Raw genomic sequence first — 15,946 nt, 5'->3', positions numbered from 1 at the left:
GGCGACCGCTTTCTGACTGTCTGGATGTTCATGAACCTGCGTATCTTGCTGATCCTCGGCGCCCTCAGCGCTTTCGGCCCATTGGCTATCGATTTCTACCTGCCGAGCTTTCCGACCCTGGCCGCGGTGTTCGCCACCGACGTGGAGCACGTGCAGCTGTCGCTCTCGGCGTACTTCATCGGCCTGGCCATCGGCCAACTGGTCTACGGCCCGCTGGCCGACCGCTACGGACGGCGCCTGCCGCTGCTGATCGGTGTCACCCTGTTCACATTGGCGTCGCTGGCCTGCGCCCTGGCCACCAGCCTGGAATGGCTGATCGCCGCACGCTTCGTCCAGGCGTTGGGTGGCTGCGCCGGGATGGTGGTGTCGCGGGCTGTGGTGCGCGACCTGTGCGACCCGATCGCCTCGGCCAAGGTGTTTTCCCAACTGATGCTGGTGATGGGCCTGGCGCCGATCCTCGCGCCCCTGGCCGGTGGCCTGTTGCTCAACAGCTACGGCTGGCCGTCAATCTTCGTCTGCCTGACGCTGTTCAGCGCGCTGTGCCTGGCCGCTGTGGCGGCGTGGCTGCCGGAAACCCTGGACCGCAGCGTGCCGGCGGCGCCATTGCGCGGGGCCGGGCGCGAGTACCTAAGACTGTTCGGTGACCTGCCGTTCCTCGGTCACGCCCTGACCGGCGGCGTGTCGGTGGCCGGGATGTTCGCCTACATCGCGGGTTCGCCCTTCGTCTTCATCGAGCTGTACGGGGTGCCGGCCGAGCACTACGGCTGGCTGTTCGGCAGCAACGCGCTGGGTTTCATCCTGATGGCGCAGCTCAACGCCTGGCTGGTGGCACGCCACGGCCCAGGCTACTGGTTGCGACGGATCGTCTGGTTCTACCTGTTCGGTGGGGCAGGGTTGCTGCTGGTGGCACTGGCCCAGCCGACGCAACTGTGGCCGCTGCTGATCCCGCTGTTCGCCTGCATCGCCTGCCTGGGCGTGCTGCTGCCCAATGCCTCGGCCTGCGCCATGGCCGGTCAGGGGCGCCACGCCGGCAGCGCCTCGGCACTGCTCGGCAGCCTGCAGTTCGGCATTGCCGCCACGGCCGCGGCGCTGGTTGGGGTGCTGCACGACGGCAGCGCCACGCCCATGGCCATGGTGGTGGGCGGCTGCGCCCTGCTGGCGGTGGTGTTCTCGCGCCTGACCTACTGGGCCGAGCGGCGCGCGGGCCACCCCACCGGCTGAGCGACCCGGCTCAACCGGCCAGGCGCCGTTCGGCGGCCGGCAGCTGGTGCGGCGCCTGCAGACGGGCCTGGAGGGTCTCAAGGAACTGCCGCGCTTCCTCCTCGCTGCGGAAGGTCACGCAATGGGCACCGAGTTGCACCTGCCAGCAGGTACGGCCGGATTGGGTCAGCGGTTGTATGCGGATAAGCATGATCGGCACCTCCAACGTGGGACCCCCAGTCTAGTCACTGCGCGGGAATGTGCCCTGATGCAGATCAATCTTGTGGTCGGCGACCGACGGCCCGCCGTTTGTCAGTGTCCGCCCGTGCGGCCGCTGCTAAGAAATGGCGCAAGCGCGTACAATCGCGCCCCTTTTTTCTTGCAGGCAGAACCGTCAGGTGTTGGCGCTCGATCCCCCCACGATATTGATACTGACGATCGCCCTTGCCGCTTCCGCCGCCCTCTATATGGCCGTCGAATGGCGCACCGTGCGCGAGCCGTCACTGCTGTGCTGGAGCGCCGGGTTCGCCACGATCGCCGTGGGCTCGACCCTGTCGCTGCTGCGGATGAACGGCCTGTTGCTGGTCGGCATCTGGTTCGCCAACGGCCTGCTGGTGCTGGCTCACTGGCTGTTCCTGCTGGGGGTGGCCCGCTTCACCCAGGCGCGCCTGTCGCGCAGCTGGTTCCTGGTGCCCGCGGCTTGGTTCGCCCTGCTCCTGCTGCCGGGCGATCAGCCGTGGTCGAAGCTGATGCTGGTGGTCAACTCCCTGCTGGTGGCCCTGCCGACGCTCTGGGCCAGCTACCTGCTGCGGCCCCATGGCCGCTCGCTGAGCGTGGGCGCGGTGCAGCTGCGCTACGTGCTGCTGGCGCACGGCATCTTCTACGTGGGCAAGGCCCTGAGCGTGGTGATCCCGGGCACCCTGATCGACCTGGCGGCCTTCGGTGGCGAGATCATCCGCATTTCCCTGGTGGAAGGGGTGATGGCGATCATGCTGATCGCCCTGTCGATGACCGGCTCCGAGCGCTACCGGCGCGAGCAGCGGATCGCCCGGCTGGCCGCCCGCGACCCGCTGACCGGGCTCTACAACCGCCGTGCCCTGGACCTGCGCGCCCCGCGCCTGCTGGCCAAGGCCACGCCCGAGCAGCCGGGCGCGCTGCTGCTGATCGACATCGACAACTTCAAGCTGGTCAACGACCTCTACGGCCACACCGCCGGCGACCGGCTGCTGGTGGCCCTGGGCGAGATGATCCGCGCCGTGCTGCCCCAGGGCGCGCTGGTCGCGCGCCTGGGCGGTGACGAGTTTGTCATCCTGCTCAGCGACGCCTCGAGCGAACGGATCATGGCCCTGGGCAGCACCCTGCGCGAGCGCTTCCAGCGAGAGGCGACGCAGTCCTTCGTCACCCCCGAGCCGGTGACCCTGAGCATCGGCGCCAACCTGTTCGACCAGCCGCCGGCCAGCCTGGCGGCGCTGATCGAACAGGGCGACACCCTGCTGTACGAGTCCAAGCGCGGTGGGCGCAACAGCATCCGCCTGGTGGCCCGCAGCCACGTCCGCTAGTCGCGCAACGGGTCGATCGCCGACGGGTGATCCGGCATGCCCTGGCGCACCGCCAGGCCGGCCAGCCGGGTGAATTCGGTGACCAGGGCGATATCCGAGGCGCTCGGGCGCACCGGCTTGCGGTAGTAGACGGCGAAGGTGCCCAGCACCCGGCCGCTCTCATCCTTGAAGGGCAGCGACCAGCAGGCCCGCAAGCCGGCGAGCTGGGTCTGTTCCCGGAACGCCTTCCAGTAAGGGTGGGTGCTGAGGTCTTCGGCGATCACCAGTTCCCCGCTGCGGGCGGCGTGGCCGCAGGAGCCCACCTCCAGGTCGGCCTTGATGCCGTCGATGGCCGCCCGGTAGTCCGGCGGCAGGTCGGGGCCGGAGGCGACGTGCAGGCGAAAGGCCTCGTCCAGCAACATGATCGACACCAGCATGTGCGGGTTGAGGTCCTGCAGGCTCAGGCTGATCCCTTCGAGTATCTGTTTCAGCGGATGGCGGGCGAGCAGCTCGTCGAGCACCGCGTTGCGCGCCTGTTGCAGCTGCTGCGCCTGGTAACGCTCGTGGATGTCGCGCAGGCTGCCGCGCAGGCTGTCATCGGGCAGGGTGTTGCTCACCTGCACCTCGACCCAGCGCAGTTGTCCCTGGCGCGTCAGCAGGCGGAACTCGCCGCGGATGATCAGGCGTTCGCGGCCGGCGACGGCGCTCATCTGTTGTTGCAGGCGGGCGGCATCGGGACCGTCGAAGAACTGGCTGAGCGGACGCCCCAGGCTTTCATAGCCAACGTAGCCGCTGAGCTTTTCCCAGGCCGGGTTGAGAAAGGTCAGGTGGCCGCCGAGGTCGGTGACGAAAATCACGTCGCTCAGTTGCTCTACCAGTTCGCGGTGGCGCGCCTCGCTGACCCGCAGTTCGTTGTCGATCTGCTTCTGCTCGGTGAGGTCGATGTCGACGCAGTACATCTCCAGCTGGTCGCGGCTGTTGCGTAGCATCAGGTGGCTGGAATAGACCCAGAGCCTGGCGCCGTCCTTGCGTTGCAGTTGCACCTCTGCCGCCGGGATCGGCGGGCCGCCGAGCAGCCAGTTGTTGACCGCGTGGGCCACCTGCTTGCGCGCGCCGGGCGGCACGATCAGCTCTTCCAGGTGCTTGCCCATCGCCTCCTGCAAGGTGAACCCGTACAGCAGGGTGCTGGCCTGGTTCCAGTAGATCACCCGGCGGTCCTTGTCGTAGCCCTGCACGGCGATGCGTGGGGTCTGCTCGAACAGTTGGCGAAAACGCTGCTCGCTTTCGCGCAGGGCGACCTCGTCGCGTTTCTGGTTGCTAATCTCCTGCAGGGTACCGAGGACCTGGCCCTGTTCGTCGGCGTCGCCGCGCAGCATCAGCCAGGTGGTCTGGCTGCGGTGCGGCTGGTACAGGCGCACGGCGATGCGCAGCGGTGTGCGCTGTTCGAACAGCGCGAGCAGGGCGCGCTGCACCGCCGGCCGGTCGGTGGGGTGCAGCCAGGTCAGGAACTGTTCGAGGTTGCCGACGCCGCTGCCTTCGTCGCGGCCGAGCAACTGCAAGGCCTCGGTGCTCCAGCGAAAATGCCCGTTGTATTCCCACAGCCCCAGGGCGGCATTGCGCTGGGCCTGCACCAGCAGCCGGGTGTTGCGCCGCAGGGCGTCGAGCAGGTGGCGGTGGGCGCGGCGGTCGCGGTAACTGACGTAGAAGATCAGCAGGCTGCTGAGCAGCACGAAGGCCAGGCCCTTGAGGGTCTGCAGGCGGGCCACCCATTCGTGGTCGCCGACCAGGGCCACCAGCAGGTTGTCGCTGGAGAGAATCCAGATCGCGCTGAACAGGATGTAGACGCCGGCGAGGCGCAGGGGGGCAGTGAAGTCGGCTCGCATTGATGATCGCCGCCGGAAGAAGGATCGGGAGTTGGAACGATAGAACTGAGTCTAGTAGGGCTCCCGTGAAATGCGGGGGAATGTGTACGCGGGTACGAATAAAAACGCCCGGGATTTCCCGGGCGTCGGTACGGCGAGACGCTGCCTGACGGCAGGCGTCAGAAGCCTTCGAGGACGATCTTGCCCTTGGCGGTGCCGCTTTCCAGCAGGCCGTGGGCGCGGCGCAGGTTGGCCGCGTTGATGGTGCCGAAGTGCTCGCCCAGGGTGGTCTTCAGCACGCCATCGTCCACCAGGGTCGACACGCGGTTGAGCAGGCGGTGCTGCTCGATCATGTCCGGGGTGTCGAACAGCGAGCGGGTGAACATCAGCTCCCAGTGCAGCGACAGGCTCTTGCGCTTGAGTTTCATGATGTCCAGCGGCTGCGCCGGGTCGTCGATCAGGGCCAGGCGGCCTTGCGGGGCCAGGGCCTCGACCAGTTGATCGAAATGCTGGTCGGTCTGGGTCAGGCTGGCCACGTGGGTCACCTGGTCGATGCCGATGCGCTTGAGTTCCGTAGCCAGCGGCTGGCGGTGGTCGATCACGTGGTGGGCGCCCAGCTCGCGGACCCAGGCCTGGGTTTCGGGGCGCGAGGCGGTGCCGATCACGGTCAGGCCGGTGAGCTGGCGGGCCAGCTGCACCAGGATCGAACCCACGCCGCCGGCGGCGCCGACGATCAGCAGGCTCTGGCCCTGGTCTTCGCGGCCTTCGGCCACCTGCAGGCGTTCGAACAGCAGTTCCCAGGCGGTGATGGCGGTCAGCGGCAGGGCGGCGGCGTCGGCGAAGGACAGGCTGCTCGGCATGCGGCCGACGATGCGCTCGTCCACCACGTGCAGTTCGCTGTTGGCGCCGGCACGGTGGATGGCGCCGGCGTAGAACACGCGGTCGCCGGGCTGGAACAGGGTGACGTCAGCGCCGACCGCCTTGACGATGCCGGTGGCGTCCCAGCCGAGGACCTTGGCCTCGCCGTTTTCCGGGGCGACGTTGCGGCGGATCTTGGTGTCCACCGGGTTGACCGAGATGGCCTTGACCTCGACCAGAAGGTCGCGGGGGCCGGGCGTCGGCTCGGCGAGCTGGACGTCTTGCAGGGATTCGGCGTTGTCCGCCGGCAGGGATTGGTAATAGGCGATGGCTTTCATGGGTTCCTCGGGATCAGGCGATACGGTTCAGGGGTTGCAGGGCGACACCGTGCAGCGCGTCGCCGCAGGTGGCCTTGAAATGGCGGTAGTGGGCGGTGTTCTGGTGAAAGGCGAGGGCGGCAGCGTCCTGCCACTGCTCGATCATCACGAAGACGTGGGAATCGTCCTGGTGGCGGTGCAGGTCGTACTGCAGGCAACCGGCCTCGGCACGGCTGGCGGTGACCAGTTCGCGCAGCCCGGCTTCGACGGTGTCGGCCTGGCCGTCGTTGGCAGTGATGGTGGCAACCAGAGTCAGGGTCATGGTGGAGCTCCGCTGTAAGGTGGAGCCATGCTCGTTTATTTGCGTGGCAAGAAAAACAGCGGGCAAGTAGAGTCTCTTTCAATTTTTTTTTGAAAGTGAGGCCGCCGTGCTGCGTCTGGATGATCTGCAGGTGTTCGTGCGCACCGCCGAAGTCGGCAGCCTGTCGGCGGCCGCCCGTTTGCTGGACATCTCGCCGGCGGTGGCCAGCGCCGCGCTGAAACGCCTGGAGCAGCAGCTGGAAGCGCGGCTGTTCGCCCGTTCCACCCGCAGCCTGCGCCTGACCCCGGAAGGCGAGACGTTCCTGGTGCACGCGCGCCAGGCCTTGACCAGCCTGGAAGACGGCCGCCAGCAACTGGCCGGGAGCAAGTCCGGCATCAGCGGCTTGCTGCAGCTGTCGGCGCCGTCGGATTTCGGCCGCAACACGCTGCTGCCGTGGCTCGATGAATTTCAGCGGATCCACCCCCATCTGCACCTGCGCCTGCTGCTGGGCGACCGGGTCACCGACCTGTTCCGCGAGCCGGTGGACATCGCCCTGCGCTACGGAGCGCCGGAGGACTCCAGCCTGGTGGCCCTGCCGGTGGCCGCCGGCAACCGCCGGGTGCTGTGCGCCGCGCCGGACTACCTGGCGCGACGGGGCGAGCCGCAAAGCGTGGAGGAGCTGGCCGAGCACAACTGCCTGCTGTACATGCTCGGCGGGCGGGTGCATGAGCGCTGGCGCTTCCAGGCCGGCAAGCGCGAGGCCGCGGTGACGGTGCGCGGCGACCGGGTCAGCGACGATGCCGACGTGGTACGGCGCTGGGCGGTGGCGGGTGCCGGGCTGGTGTACAAGTCCTGGCTCGACGTGGCAGGTGACGTTACCGCCGGGCGGCTCACCGTGGTGCTGCCGCAGTGGCAGGGGGAGGCCACGCCGCTCAACCTGATCTGCGCCCACCGTGCGCAGTTGAGCAAGCCGGTGCACCTGCTGCGCGAGTTCGTCCAGGCGCGGTGCGCCGAGCTGCTGGCGAACCCTCCGTGGCAGCACTAGACTTGCCGAAATACGGTTGCGGCAATTCATCGCAGCCGCCTGGCGCGGGATGCACCTGCCCCAATGTTAGAGTCGCGCCCCATGAAACTGGCCCGTAACGACCGCTCACTGATTGCCTGGATGCTGTATTTCAGCGTCCTGTTCAGTGCGTTCGTCTGCAGCATCAGTCATGGGCAGATGGCCGGCCTGCAGCTCAGTGGCCTGGATGGCCAGTACTGCTCCTTCGAGGGCAACTTTGGCGCTGGCGCGGACCTCACCGGCTCCGGCGTGGTGGCCCCGAACCCGGCGTCCGATGCCGGATGCTCGCTCAGCTCCAGCTTCAGTGCCCTGATCCTGGCCGCCTTCTTCGGCCTGCTCGGGTTGCTGGCGGCCAGCCGCCCGCTGCTCGCCGCGCCGCTGTTCGCGCCACGACCCGCCCGCTACCTGTGGCCCTCGGCCAACCCCCGCGCCTCCCCGTCGATCTGACCCCCGCTTCTGGCGTGGCCCCTGTGCCGTGCCCCGGACCTTCCTGCCGTTCACCCGCGCACGCGTGCTGACGGGACGGCGTTCGCAAGCTATCGGAGTCGATCATGAGCCAAGGTGCTCCTTCGTTTTACAACCTGGCCTGGCGCTGGCACTTCTATGCCGGCCTGTTCGTCATTCCCTTCCTGATCCTGCTGTCGGTGACCGGGATCATCTACCTGTTCAAGCCACAACTGGACCAACTGATGTACGCCGATCTGCTGCAGGTGCCGGTGGCCGAGCAGCGCCTGAGCGCCGACCAGCAGTTGGAGGCGGTGCGCCAGGCCTACCCGCAGGCGACGATCAAGCAGTACCTGCCGCCGGTGGACGCCGGGCGCAGCGCGCAGTTCGTCATCGACCACGAAGGCCAGGGCCTGAACGTCTTTGTCGACCCGCACCGCGGCACGCTGCTTGGCAGCCAGGACGCCGAGGACAACCTGCAGGCCATCGCCCGCAAGCTGCACGGCGAGCTGATGATCGGCACCCTGGGCGACCGGCTGATCGAGCTGGCCGCCGGCTGGGGCGTCGTGCTGGTGGTGTCGGGGCTGTACCTCTGGTGGCCCCGGGGCAGCAGCGGCGCCGGTGTGCTGTGGCCGCGCCTGGCCGCCCGCGGGCGCCTGTTCTGGCGCGACCTGCACGCGGTGACCGGGTTCTGGGGCTCGCTGTTGCTGCTGTTCATGCTGCTCACCGGAATGACCTGGACCGGTTACTGGGGCGCCCAGTTCGCCGGGGCCTGGAACCACTTCCCGGCGGCCATGTGGGACGACGTGCCGAAATCCGAGCAGCTGGCCGGCAGCCTCAACACCAGCACCCGGCAGACCGTGGCCTGGGCGGTGGAAACCACGCCGCTGCCCGAGTCGGACCCGCATGCTGCGCACAAGGGGCATGGCGCTGGCCATACGCCGGCCGCCGCACCGACGGTCGGCCTGCAGCAGGTGGTGGACACCGCCAGCGAGCGGGGCGTCTGGCCGGGCTACAGCATCACCCTGCCCACCAGTGAAACCGGGGTCTACAGCGTGGCGCTGTTCGCCAATGACCCGCGCAATGACGCCACCTTGCACCTCGACCAGTACAGCGGTGCGGTGCTGGCGGACGTGCGCTGGAAGGACTACGGCTTGGTGGCGCGCACCGTGGAAACCGGGGTGATGCTGCATGAAGGCAAGCTGTTCGGCCTGGCCAATCAACTGGTGATGGCGGCGATCTGCCTGTTGATCCTGCTCAGCTCCATCAGCGGTCTGGTGATGTGGTGGATGCGTCGCCCGCAAGGCCGCTTCGGCGTACCGCCGCTGCGCCATGACCTGCCGCGCTGGAAGACCGCCATCGTCATCATGGTCCTGCTGGGCGTGGCATTCCCGCTGGTGGGCGCTTCCCTGGTGGCGATCTGGGCCCTGGACTGGCTGGTGCTGTCGCGCCTGGCCACCTGGAACCGGGCGGTGCGTAACTGATTCGACGCGGCCGGCGCTGCCCAGGTGGCGCCGTTGCGTGCCTTTACATGAAACGTTGTGTCATGGACCCTGGGTCCATTTCTGGAGGAAGAGCATGTTGAAGAAAACCCTGCTGGCCGCCGTGATGATGGGCACCAGCCTGCTGGCCAACGCCCACGACTACAGCGTTGGTGAGCTGCACATCGAACACCCGTGGTCGCGGGCCATGCCGCCGGTGGCGCCAACCGCCGCCGCGTATTTCGTGGTGCAGAACAAGGGGCAGGGCGCCGACCGCCTGCTCAGCGTGCAGACTCCGGTGGCCGGCAAGGCCGAGCTGCACGAGCACGTGCATGCCGATGGCGTGATGAAGATGCAGCACGTGCAGACGGTGGACATCCCGGCGGGCGGCGAGGTGAAGTTCGAGCCCATGGGCTACCACGTGATGCTGTTCAACCTGAAGCAGCAGGCCAAGGACGGCGAGCGCTTTCCGCTGACCCTGACCTTCGAGAAGGCGGGCAAGGTGGAGGTGGAAGTCGCGGTGCAGAGCGATGCGCCGGCGGCCGAGCACCAGCACCACCATTGATCCGTTCGCCAGGGCCGCCGCGGTGAGGTGGCCCTGACGATCCGGCGATCAGACCAGACGGGCGTCCAGGCTGTTCTGGGCCAGGCGCTTGGCCTGGTCTTCGGTCATGCCGAGATGCTCGTGCAGGGCCGCGAAGTTCTCGGTGACGTAGCCGCCGAAGTAGGCCGGGTCATCGGAGTTGACCGTGACCTTCACGCCGCGCTCCAGCATGTCGAGGATGTTGTGCTGGCCCATGTGGTCGAACACGCAGAGCTTGGTGTTGGACAGCGGGCACACGGTCAGCGGGATCTGCTCGTCGATGATGCGCTGCATCAGGCGCTCGTCCTCGATGGCGCGCACGCCGTGGTCGATACGCTGGATCTTCAGCAGGTCCAGGGCTTCCCAGATGTACTCGGGCGGGCCTTCTTCGCCGGCGTGGGCGACGGTCAGGAAGCCCTCGCTGCGTGCCTTGTCGAACACCCGCTGGAACTTGCTCGGCGGGTGACCCATCTCGGAGCTGTCCAGGCCGACGGCGACGAAGGCGTCACGGAAGGGCATGGCCTGTTCCAGGGTCTTGAAGGCTTCTTCCTCGGACAGGTGGCGCAGGAAGCTGAGGATCAGACCGTGGCTGATGCCCAGTTGCTTCTGGCCGTCGACCAGCGCTTGCTGGATACCACGCAGCACCACCTCGAAGGGAATGCCACGGTCGGTGTGGGTCTGCGGGTCGAAGAACGGTTCGGTGTGGATGACGTTCTGCGCCTTGCACTTCTGCAGATAAGCCCAGGTCAGGTCGTAAAAGTCCTGCTCGGTGCGCAGCACGTCGGCGCCCTGGTAGTAGAGGTCGAGGAACTCCTGCAGGTTGTTGAACGCATAGGCGCTGCGCAGGCTGTCGACGTCGTTCCAGGGCAGGGCGATCTTGTTGCGTTCGGCCAGGGCGAACAGCAGCTCGGGCTCCAGCGACCCCTCGAGGTGCAGGTGCAGTTCGGCTTTCGGCAGGGCGTTGAGCCAGTCGTACATGGGGGCGTATCTCATCAATCAGGCGGGTTAGCCGCAAAGTTTAACCGCTAGGACAGGATTTCGCCTCGCCCCGTGACGCCAGCCGCGACGGCTGGCGTCACGGGCAGCAACCCCATCCCGAGGGAGGCGCTTCAGCGGCGATGCGCTTCTCTTGCAGAGCGTGGATCACCGCGAAGCGCCCAGCCCATCACCCCGCGATCAGCTCACGGGCCGCCTGGCGGTGGTCGGCAATCAGTTGCGCCACGTCCAGCCCCTCTATCTGCCCGTCGATGACCCGCCAGGTGCCGCCGATCATCATCCGGTCGGCCCGGTCGGCGCCGCACAGCAGCAGGGCGGACAGCGGGTCGTGGCTGCCGGAGAAGCGCAGTTCGTCGAGCTTGAAGAAGGCCAGGTCGGCCTGTTTGCCTACCGCCAGCTCGCCGATGTCACTGCGCCCCAGCAGCCGCGCCGAGCCCTTGCTGGCCCAGCCCAGGGTTCGCTCGGGGGTGATCTTCTCGGCGCCGTAGCGCAGGCGCTGGATGTACAGGGCCTGACGGGCTTCGAGGATCATGTTCGAGGCATCGTTGGACGCCGAGCCGTCGACCCCGAGACCAATGGGTGCGCCGGCGGCTTCCAGGTCCACGGTCGGGCAGATACCGGAGGCCAGGCGCATGTTCGAGCTCGGGCAGTGGCAGATGCCGGTGCCCGCTTCACCGAGCCGGGCGATTTCATCCGGGTTGAAGTGGATGCCGTGGGCCAGCCAGGTGCGCGGGCCGAGCCAGCCGACGCTGTCCAGGTAGTCCACGGTGCGCAGGCCGAAGCGCTGCAGGCAGAAGTCTTCTTCGTCGAGGGTTTCCGCCAGGTGGGTGTGCAGGCGCACGTCGAGTGTCTCGGCCAGCTCGGCACTCTGGCGCATGATGTCCTGGGTCACCGAGAACGGCGAGCAGGGCGCCAGGGCGATCTGGATCTGCGCGCCGTCGCCACGCTCGTGATACCGCTCGATCAGGCGCTGGCTGTCGGCCAGGATCACCTCGCCCTGTTGCACGGTCTGTTGCGGCGGCAGGCCGCCGTCCGCCTCGCCCAGGCTCATGGAACCACGGGTCAGCATGGCGCGCATGCCCAGCTCGCGGACCGCCTCGACCTGCACGTCGATGGCGTTCTCCAGGCCGCCGGGGAACAGGTAGTGGTGGTCGGCCGCGGTGCTGCAACCGGACAGCAGCAGCTCGGCCAGGGCCACCTTGCTGGCCAGCGCCAGCTTCTCGGGCGTCAGGCGCGCCCACACCGGGTACAGGGTCTTGAGCCAGGGAAACAGAGGCTGGTTGACCACCGGCGCCCAGGCGCGGGTCAGGGTCTGGTAGAAGTGATGATGGGTGTTGATCAGGCCCGGCAGGACCACATGCTCGCGGGCATCGAAGGTCTGGTCGCAGGGTGTCGAAGGACGCTGGCCGGCGCCGAGCAATTCGACGATGACGCCGTTCTCGATGACCAGACCGCCGGCGGCGTCGAGGTCATTGGCGGTGAAAATAGCGAGGGGGTTCTTGATCCAGATACGGGTGCGGGTAGCTGCCATTGAGCAGGCTCCTCTGAGGGTGAGTTCAGGTAAGCCAGCTCAGTGTTGACCCTGTCTGCTGATCCAGGTGCGCCCGGTGAGGGCGTGGTGGCGACGATACGCGCACAGGCGGCATCGTCGCAAGGGGCAATCACCAGGGGATGGTCTGGCCCTGGTAGTCGATGAAGTGGTGGCCGCCGCGGCCGCTGTAGGCCTCGACCTGGGCCACCAGACCGCGGCAGCTGTCGACGATTTCCAGTTCGGCACCGTCGCCGCCCATGTCGGTCTTGACCCAGCCGGGGTGCAGCGACAGCACGGTGGGGCGTGGCTCGGCCAGGGTGCAGACGAAGCTGTTGGTCAACGAGTTGAGCGCCGCCTTGCTCGCCTTGTACAGCGCCAGGTTGTTGCCTTCCGGGTTGGCCACGCTGCCCAGTCCCGAACTCATGAATGCCAGCACCGCGCCCTGGGGCCGCAGTTGCCCGATGAAGCGCTCGGCCAGGCGGATCGGTGCTGCCACGTTGGTCATGAACAGCTGGCCCAGTTCGGCGGCCGTGGCGCCGCTGGCCGACTGGTGGTCGGGGCCGAGGATGCCGGCGTTGACGAACAGCAGGTCGAACACTTGGCCGTCCAGGCGGGTGACCAGGGCATCGAGTGAGGCGCCGTCGTCGATGTCCAGGGTTTCGATGCGCACCTCGGGCACGGCACGCAGGGCGTCGGCGCGTTGCGGGTCGCGCACGGTGGCGGTGACCTGCCAGCCGTTGGCGCGCAGCTGCTGCACCAGGCCCAGGCCAAGGCCGCGCGAGGCGCCGATGATCAGAGCGGTTCGGGTCGAACGCATGGGGTTTCTCCTGATAACGAAACGGGCTTCATGCCGCCGGGCCATCGCCCTGGCATGAAAGCAGTATTAGCGGGGTTCGGGATTCAACGGGCAGGCCTGGCCGAGCCGTTGTCGCAGTTCGTGGCGCAGGTGTTCCAGCTCGGCGATGCGGGTCTCGATCAGTGCCAGCTTGTCCTGCAGCAGGCGGGTCACGGCGCTGTCCGGGTCGCTCGCCTGCCACAGCGCACCGACGCTGTCGCCGATCTCGCCCAGGGTGAAGCCCAGGCGCTGGGCGGTTTTGATGTACAGCACCAGTTGCACCATGTCGGCCGGGTAATCCCGGTAGCCGTTGCTGGTGCGCCGGGCGGCGATCAGCCCACGCTGCTCGTAGAAACGCAGCGTGTCGCGGCTGACATCGCAGGCCTGGGCCAGTTGTCCGATGCGCATGGGGTGAACTCGAAGGGGCTTGACCTTGGAGTGTACTCCAGGCTTTAGCCTCGCGGCTCCTCACATCAATGGAGCTGTACCCATGTGGACCCCCGAACGTTACCGCCGCCTGGTGCGGGTCAGCGGCTGGTACGACCTGCTGGTGACCATCGCCTTCGTCACGCCCTGGAGCTTCGCCGCCCTGCACGGCGCGTTGCAGTTGATCAGCCGCAGCCTGGATCTGCCGGGCACGCTGCCGCCGTTCGAGCCGATGCACATGCTGATGGCCAACCTGATGGGCTCGATCGTCTGCGTCTGGTCGGTACTGCGCATCCGCCAGCCACAGATCCTCTTCGGCCGCTACGACGCCGCCGGCCGCCTGCTGTTCGCCACCTGGCAGGCCTACGCCCTGAGCCAGGGCGCCACGGTGCTGATCGCGGTATTCCTGGCCCTCGAACTCGCCTGGTGCATCGCCCAACTGCTGCCGGTACGGGAGGCCGCGCAGCCTGTCGTGGCTGAAGCCCCTCCCACGGTCTGAGGCGATCCTGGGATGGATGGCTACTGCCAGTCCAGGGTCAGGGCTTCCTGCCAGGCGAAGCGTTCGAAGTGGCTGGCGACCACGTGCTGGAGTTTTTCCAGGCCGGCGGCGTCGTTGCTCTGCACGCTCAGGCGCAGGCCGCCGGCTTCGGCGGTGAGCAGGGCGAGGCCCATTTCGAATTCGATGCGCCCGTGCTGCTCGTCGAATTCGACGGGGATCTTGTGGGCGAAGTGTTTGCACAGGCGGCCGATGTAGCGCCCGGGTGTTTCGGTGGTGACGAATGCACTGCTGGACAGCATGGAAGTTCCTCGCAGGTTGCGCGGGCGTGGCCGGTGCCACGCCCGCACGGTGGATCAATAACCGACGGTAAAGCGTTGTTGGACGTGAGCCGGGCGTTCCAGTTCATCGATGATCGCCACGGCGAGGTCGGCCACGGAAATGCCGGCCGGCTCGTCGCCCTTCATCAGCAGCTCGTCGCCGCCGATGCGGAACTGGCCGCTGCGCTCGCCGGGGTGCAGGTGGGCGGGCGGTGAGATGAAGCTCCAGTCCAGGCTGGTTTCAGTCTTGAGCAGGTTCAGGGCCTGGCGTGCGCCTTCGGCACCGTCCTTGTATTCGGCCGGGAAGTCCGGGGTGTCGATCAGTTGCAGGCCGGGCGCCACGTACAGGCTGCCGGCACCGCCGACCACCAGCAGGCGCTTCACGCCGGCCTGTTTGGCGGCGGCATAGATGGCCTCGGTGCCCTGGATGAACTCGGCGCGAATGTTGGCATTGCCCCAGCCCGGGTTGAAGGCATGGATCACCGCATCGTGACCGGCGATCAGCGCCGCCAGGGCGCTTGCGTCATGCACGTCGCCAGCAACCGCCGTGAGGGCGGCATGCTGCGGCAGTTTCTGCGGGTTGCGCACGATGCCGGTGACCTGGTGTTCGCGGTCCAGGGCTTCTTGCAGGACGGCTGCACCAACGAAGCCGCTGGCGCCGATCAAGGCGATTTTCATAGGGGGTTATCCGCTTGTGTTGAGGTGGAAAGATAATGACAGCTGGATAAATGGCGGAAAAATAGGCTAAAACTGCTTTGACTATTAAGCGGATCTTATTAATGGAACAGCTAAAGCGCATGGCGATCTTCGCCACGGTGGTCGATCGCGGGTCCATGGTGGCGGCGGCCGAGGTGCTGGGCATGACGGCCTCGGCGGTCAGCCAGCAGATCCGCAAGCTGGAGGACAGCACCCAGGTCAGCCTGCTGCACCGCACCACCCGCAAGCTGACCCTGACCGAGGCGGGGCATACCTTTTACCAGAGCTGCGCCCAGGTCCTGGCCCTGGCGCAGCAGGCCGAACAGCGCCTGGCCGAGTTGCGCGACGCGCCGGTGGGGGAGTTGCGCATCGCCGCGCCCGTGGGGTTTTCCGGCCGGCCGATCAGTGCCGCCCTGGCGCCGCTGTTGCAGGCCCACAGCGGGCTCAGCATCAAGCTGTTCTTCCAGGACGAGCAGATCGACCTGATCGAACAGCGCATCGACCTGGCCATCCGGGTGGGCACCCTGGAGGACTCCAGCCTGGTGGCGCGGCATATCGGCGATACCCGCATGCTGCTGTGCGCAGCCCCCGCCTACCTGGCGCGCAGAGCGCCGATCAACCACCCTGAAGACCTGATCGGGCAGGATTGGGTAACGCTCAACGGTGCGCCCCACAACAGCGTGCTAAGCCTGCAGCATGCCACCGACGGCGAGGTGCAGAAGCTGCGCGTCGAGAGTCGTGTAGGCTGTAACAACATCCTCGCGGTGCGCCATTTCACCCTCGCGGGCATGGGCATCTCGCTGCAGCCGGAGCAGGAAGTGCGCGAAGAACTGACGAGCGGCAGCCTGAGGGAATTGCTGCCGCAGTGGCACCTGCCGGCTTCCGGGGTGTACCTGGTCACGCCACGCCGGGATGCGCAGCCGGCCAAGGTCCGTTATGCCATCGAGGCATTGCGCCGGCATTTGTTCAACGGTTGAGACCTGAGGCCCGCCATGGGCT

The 15,946-nt window shown here is 67.3% G+C and carries 18 protein-coding genes; 8 read left to right on the top strand and 10 right to left on the bottom strand.

The window, feature by feature from the left end; translation table 11 throughout:
* Nucleotides 1-30 precede the first annotated feature (30 nt).
* Complete coding sequence (locus N5C28_RS05695; RefSeq protein ID WP_279820953.1) at nucleotides 31-1,221, top strand: multidrug effflux MFS transporter; 1,191 nt, start codon at nucleotides 31-33, stop codon at nucleotides 1,219-1,221.
* A 10-nt stretch (nucleotides 1,222-1,231) separates the two neighbouring features.
* Here N5C28_RS05695 and N5C28_RS05690 read toward each other — a convergent pair whose 3' ends face one another.
* Complete coding sequence (locus tag N5C28_RS05690) at nucleotides 1,232-1,411, bottom strand: hypothetical protein (protein ID WP_279820951.1); 180 nt, start codon at nucleotides 1,409-1,411, stop codon at nucleotides 1,232-1,234.
* A 190-nt stretch (nucleotides 1,412-1,601) separates the two neighbouring features.
* On the opposite strand from N5C28_RS05690, the gene N5C28_RS05685 reads away from it, so the two are divergent.
* Complete coding sequence (locus N5C28_RS05685) at nucleotides 1,602-2,759, top strand: GGDEF domain-containing protein (protein WP_279821077.1); 1,158 nt, start codon at nucleotides 1,602-1,604, stop codon at nucleotides 2,757-2,759.
* Here N5C28_RS05685 and N5C28_RS05680 read toward each other — a convergent pair.
* The 3 genes from N5C28_RS05680 to N5C28_RS05670 all read right to left on the bottom strand — a co-directional run bounded on the left by N5C28_RS05680 (nucleotide 2,756) and on the right by N5C28_RS05670 (nucleotide 6,097).
* A complete protein-coding gene (locus N5C28_RS05680) occupies nucleotides 2,756-4,621 on the bottom strand; it encodes a PAS domain S-box protein (RefSeq protein ID WP_279820950.1) in 1,866 nt (621 codons plus the stop codon). The two genes, N5C28_RS05685 and N5C28_RS05680, sit on opposite strands and share 4 nt — an antisense overlap.
* Nucleotides 4,622-4,779: 158 nt before the next feature.
* Nucleotides 4,780-5,796 carry a zinc-binding alcohol dehydrogenase family protein gene (locus N5C28_RS05675; protein ID WP_279820949.1) on the bottom strand — a complete coding sequence of 339 codons (1,017 nt, stop codon included), beginning with the start codon at nucleotides 5,794-5,796 and terminating at the stop codon, nucleotides 4,780-4,782.
* Nucleotides 5,797-5,809: 13 nt separating this feature from the next.
* Complete coding sequence (locus N5C28_RS05670) at nucleotides 5,810-6,097, bottom strand: putative quinol monooxygenase (RefSeq protein ID WP_279820948.1); 288 nt, start codon at nucleotides 6,095-6,097, stop codon at nucleotides 5,810-5,812.
* A 106-nt stretch (nucleotides 6,098-6,203) separates the two neighbouring features.
* Between N5C28_RS05670 and N5C28_RS05665 the strand changes: the two genes are divergently transcribed.
* The 4 genes from N5C28_RS05665 to N5C28_RS05650 all read left to right on the top strand — a co-directional run bounded on the left by N5C28_RS05665 (nucleotide 6,204) and on the right by N5C28_RS05650 (nucleotide 9,629).
* Nucleotides 6,204-7,121, top strand: coding sequence for a LysR family transcriptional regulator (locus N5C28_RS05665; RefSeq protein ID WP_279820947.1), 918 nt, complete (start codon nucleotides 6,204-6,206; stop codon nucleotides 7,119-7,121).
* Nucleotides 7,122-7,202: 81 nt separating this feature from the next.
* Nucleotides 7,203-7,586, top strand: coding sequence for a DUF2946 domain-containing protein (locus tag N5C28_RS05660; RefSeq protein ID WP_279820946.1), 384 nt, complete (start codon nucleotides 7,203-7,205; stop codon nucleotides 7,584-7,586).
* Between the two features lie 104 nt (nucleotides 7,587-7,690).
* Nucleotides 7,691-9,067, top strand: coding sequence for a PepSY domain-containing protein (locus N5C28_RS05655; protein WP_279820945.1), 1,377 nt, complete (start codon nucleotides 7,691-7,693; stop codon nucleotides 9,065-9,067).
* 94 nt (nucleotides 9,068-9,161) lie between these two features.
* Nucleotides 9,162-9,629, top strand: a complete 468-nt coding sequence (locus N5C28_RS05650) for a copper chaperone PCu(A)C (protein WP_279820944.1) — start codon at nucleotides 9,162-9,164, stop codon at nucleotides 9,627-9,629.
* Nucleotides 9,630-9,677: 48 nt separating this feature from the next.
* Here N5C28_RS05650 and N5C28_RS05645 read toward each other — a convergent pair whose 3' ends face one another.
* The 4 genes from N5C28_RS05645 to N5C28_RS05630 all read right to left on the bottom strand — a co-directional run bounded on the left by N5C28_RS05645 (nucleotide 9,678) and on the right by N5C28_RS05630 (nucleotide 13,417).
* Nucleotides 9,678-10,625 (bottom strand): adenosine deaminase, encoded by a 948-nt coding sequence (locus N5C28_RS05645; protein WP_279820942.1) that lies wholly within the window; start codon nucleotides 10,623-10,625, stop codon nucleotides 9,678-9,680.
* A gap of 187 nt (nucleotides 10,626-10,812) precedes the next feature.
* The gene (locus tag N5C28_RS05640; protein WP_279820940.1) at nucleotides 10,813-12,174 is read right to left on the bottom strand and encodes an 8-oxoguanine deaminase; all 1,362 of its coding nucleotides are present in this window, start codon (nucleotides 12,172-12,174) and stop codon (nucleotides 10,813-10,815) included.
* A 130-nt stretch (nucleotides 12,175-12,304) separates the two neighbouring features.
* The gene (locus N5C28_RS05635) at nucleotides 12,305-12,991 is read right to left on the bottom strand and encodes an SDR family oxidoreductase (protein WP_279820939.1); all 687 of its coding nucleotides are present in this window, start codon (nucleotides 12,989-12,991) and stop codon (nucleotides 12,305-12,307) included.
* A 66-nt stretch (nucleotides 12,992-13,057) separates the two neighbouring features.
* Nucleotides 13,058-13,417 carry a MerR family DNA-binding transcriptional regulator gene (locus tag N5C28_RS05630; protein WP_279820938.1) on the bottom strand — a complete coding sequence of 120 codons (360 nt, stop codon included), beginning with the start codon at nucleotides 13,415-13,417 and terminating at the stop codon, nucleotides 13,058-13,060.
* An 82-nt stretch (nucleotides 13,418-13,499) separates the two neighbouring features.
* Between N5C28_RS05630 and N5C28_RS05625 the strand changes: the two genes are divergently transcribed.
* Nucleotides 13,500-13,934 carry a hypothetical protein gene (locus N5C28_RS05625; RefSeq protein WP_279820937.1) on the top strand — a complete coding sequence of 145 codons (435 nt, stop codon included), beginning with the start codon at nucleotides 13,500-13,502 and terminating at the stop codon, nucleotides 13,932-13,934.
* A gap of 20 nt (nucleotides 13,935-13,954) precedes the next feature.
* Here N5C28_RS05625 and N5C28_RS05620 read toward each other — a convergent pair whose 3' ends face one another.
* Nucleotides 13,955-14,233: a DUF2218 domain-containing protein gene (locus N5C28_RS05620; protein WP_279820936.1), complete on the bottom strand. Its 279-nt coding sequence runs from the start codon at nucleotides 14,231-14,233 to the stop codon at nucleotides 13,955-13,957.
* A 54-nt stretch (nucleotides 14,234-14,287) separates the two neighbouring features.
* Nucleotides 14,288-14,929, bottom strand: coding sequence for an NAD(P)-dependent oxidoreductase (locus N5C28_RS05615; RefSeq protein ID WP_279820935.1), 642 nt, complete (start codon nucleotides 14,927-14,929; stop codon nucleotides 14,288-14,290).
* A 101-nt stretch (nucleotides 14,930-15,030) separates the two neighbouring features.
* Between N5C28_RS05615 and N5C28_RS05610 the strand changes: the two genes are divergently transcribed.
* Nucleotides 15,031-15,924, top strand: coding sequence for a LysR family transcriptional regulator (locus N5C28_RS05610; protein WP_279820933.1), 894 nt, complete (start codon nucleotides 15,031-15,033; stop codon nucleotides 15,922-15,924).
* Nucleotides 15,925-15,946 lie beyond the last annotated feature (22 nt).

The organism is Pseudomonas sp. GD03944, from assembly GCF_029839275.1.
Lineage (GTDB): Bacteria > Pseudomonadota > Gammaproteobacteria > Pseudomonadales > Pseudomonadaceae > Aquipseudomonas.
The sequence above is the reverse complement of the archived record's forward strand: the minus strand, read 5'-3'. Positions and strand labels throughout refer to the sequence as shown.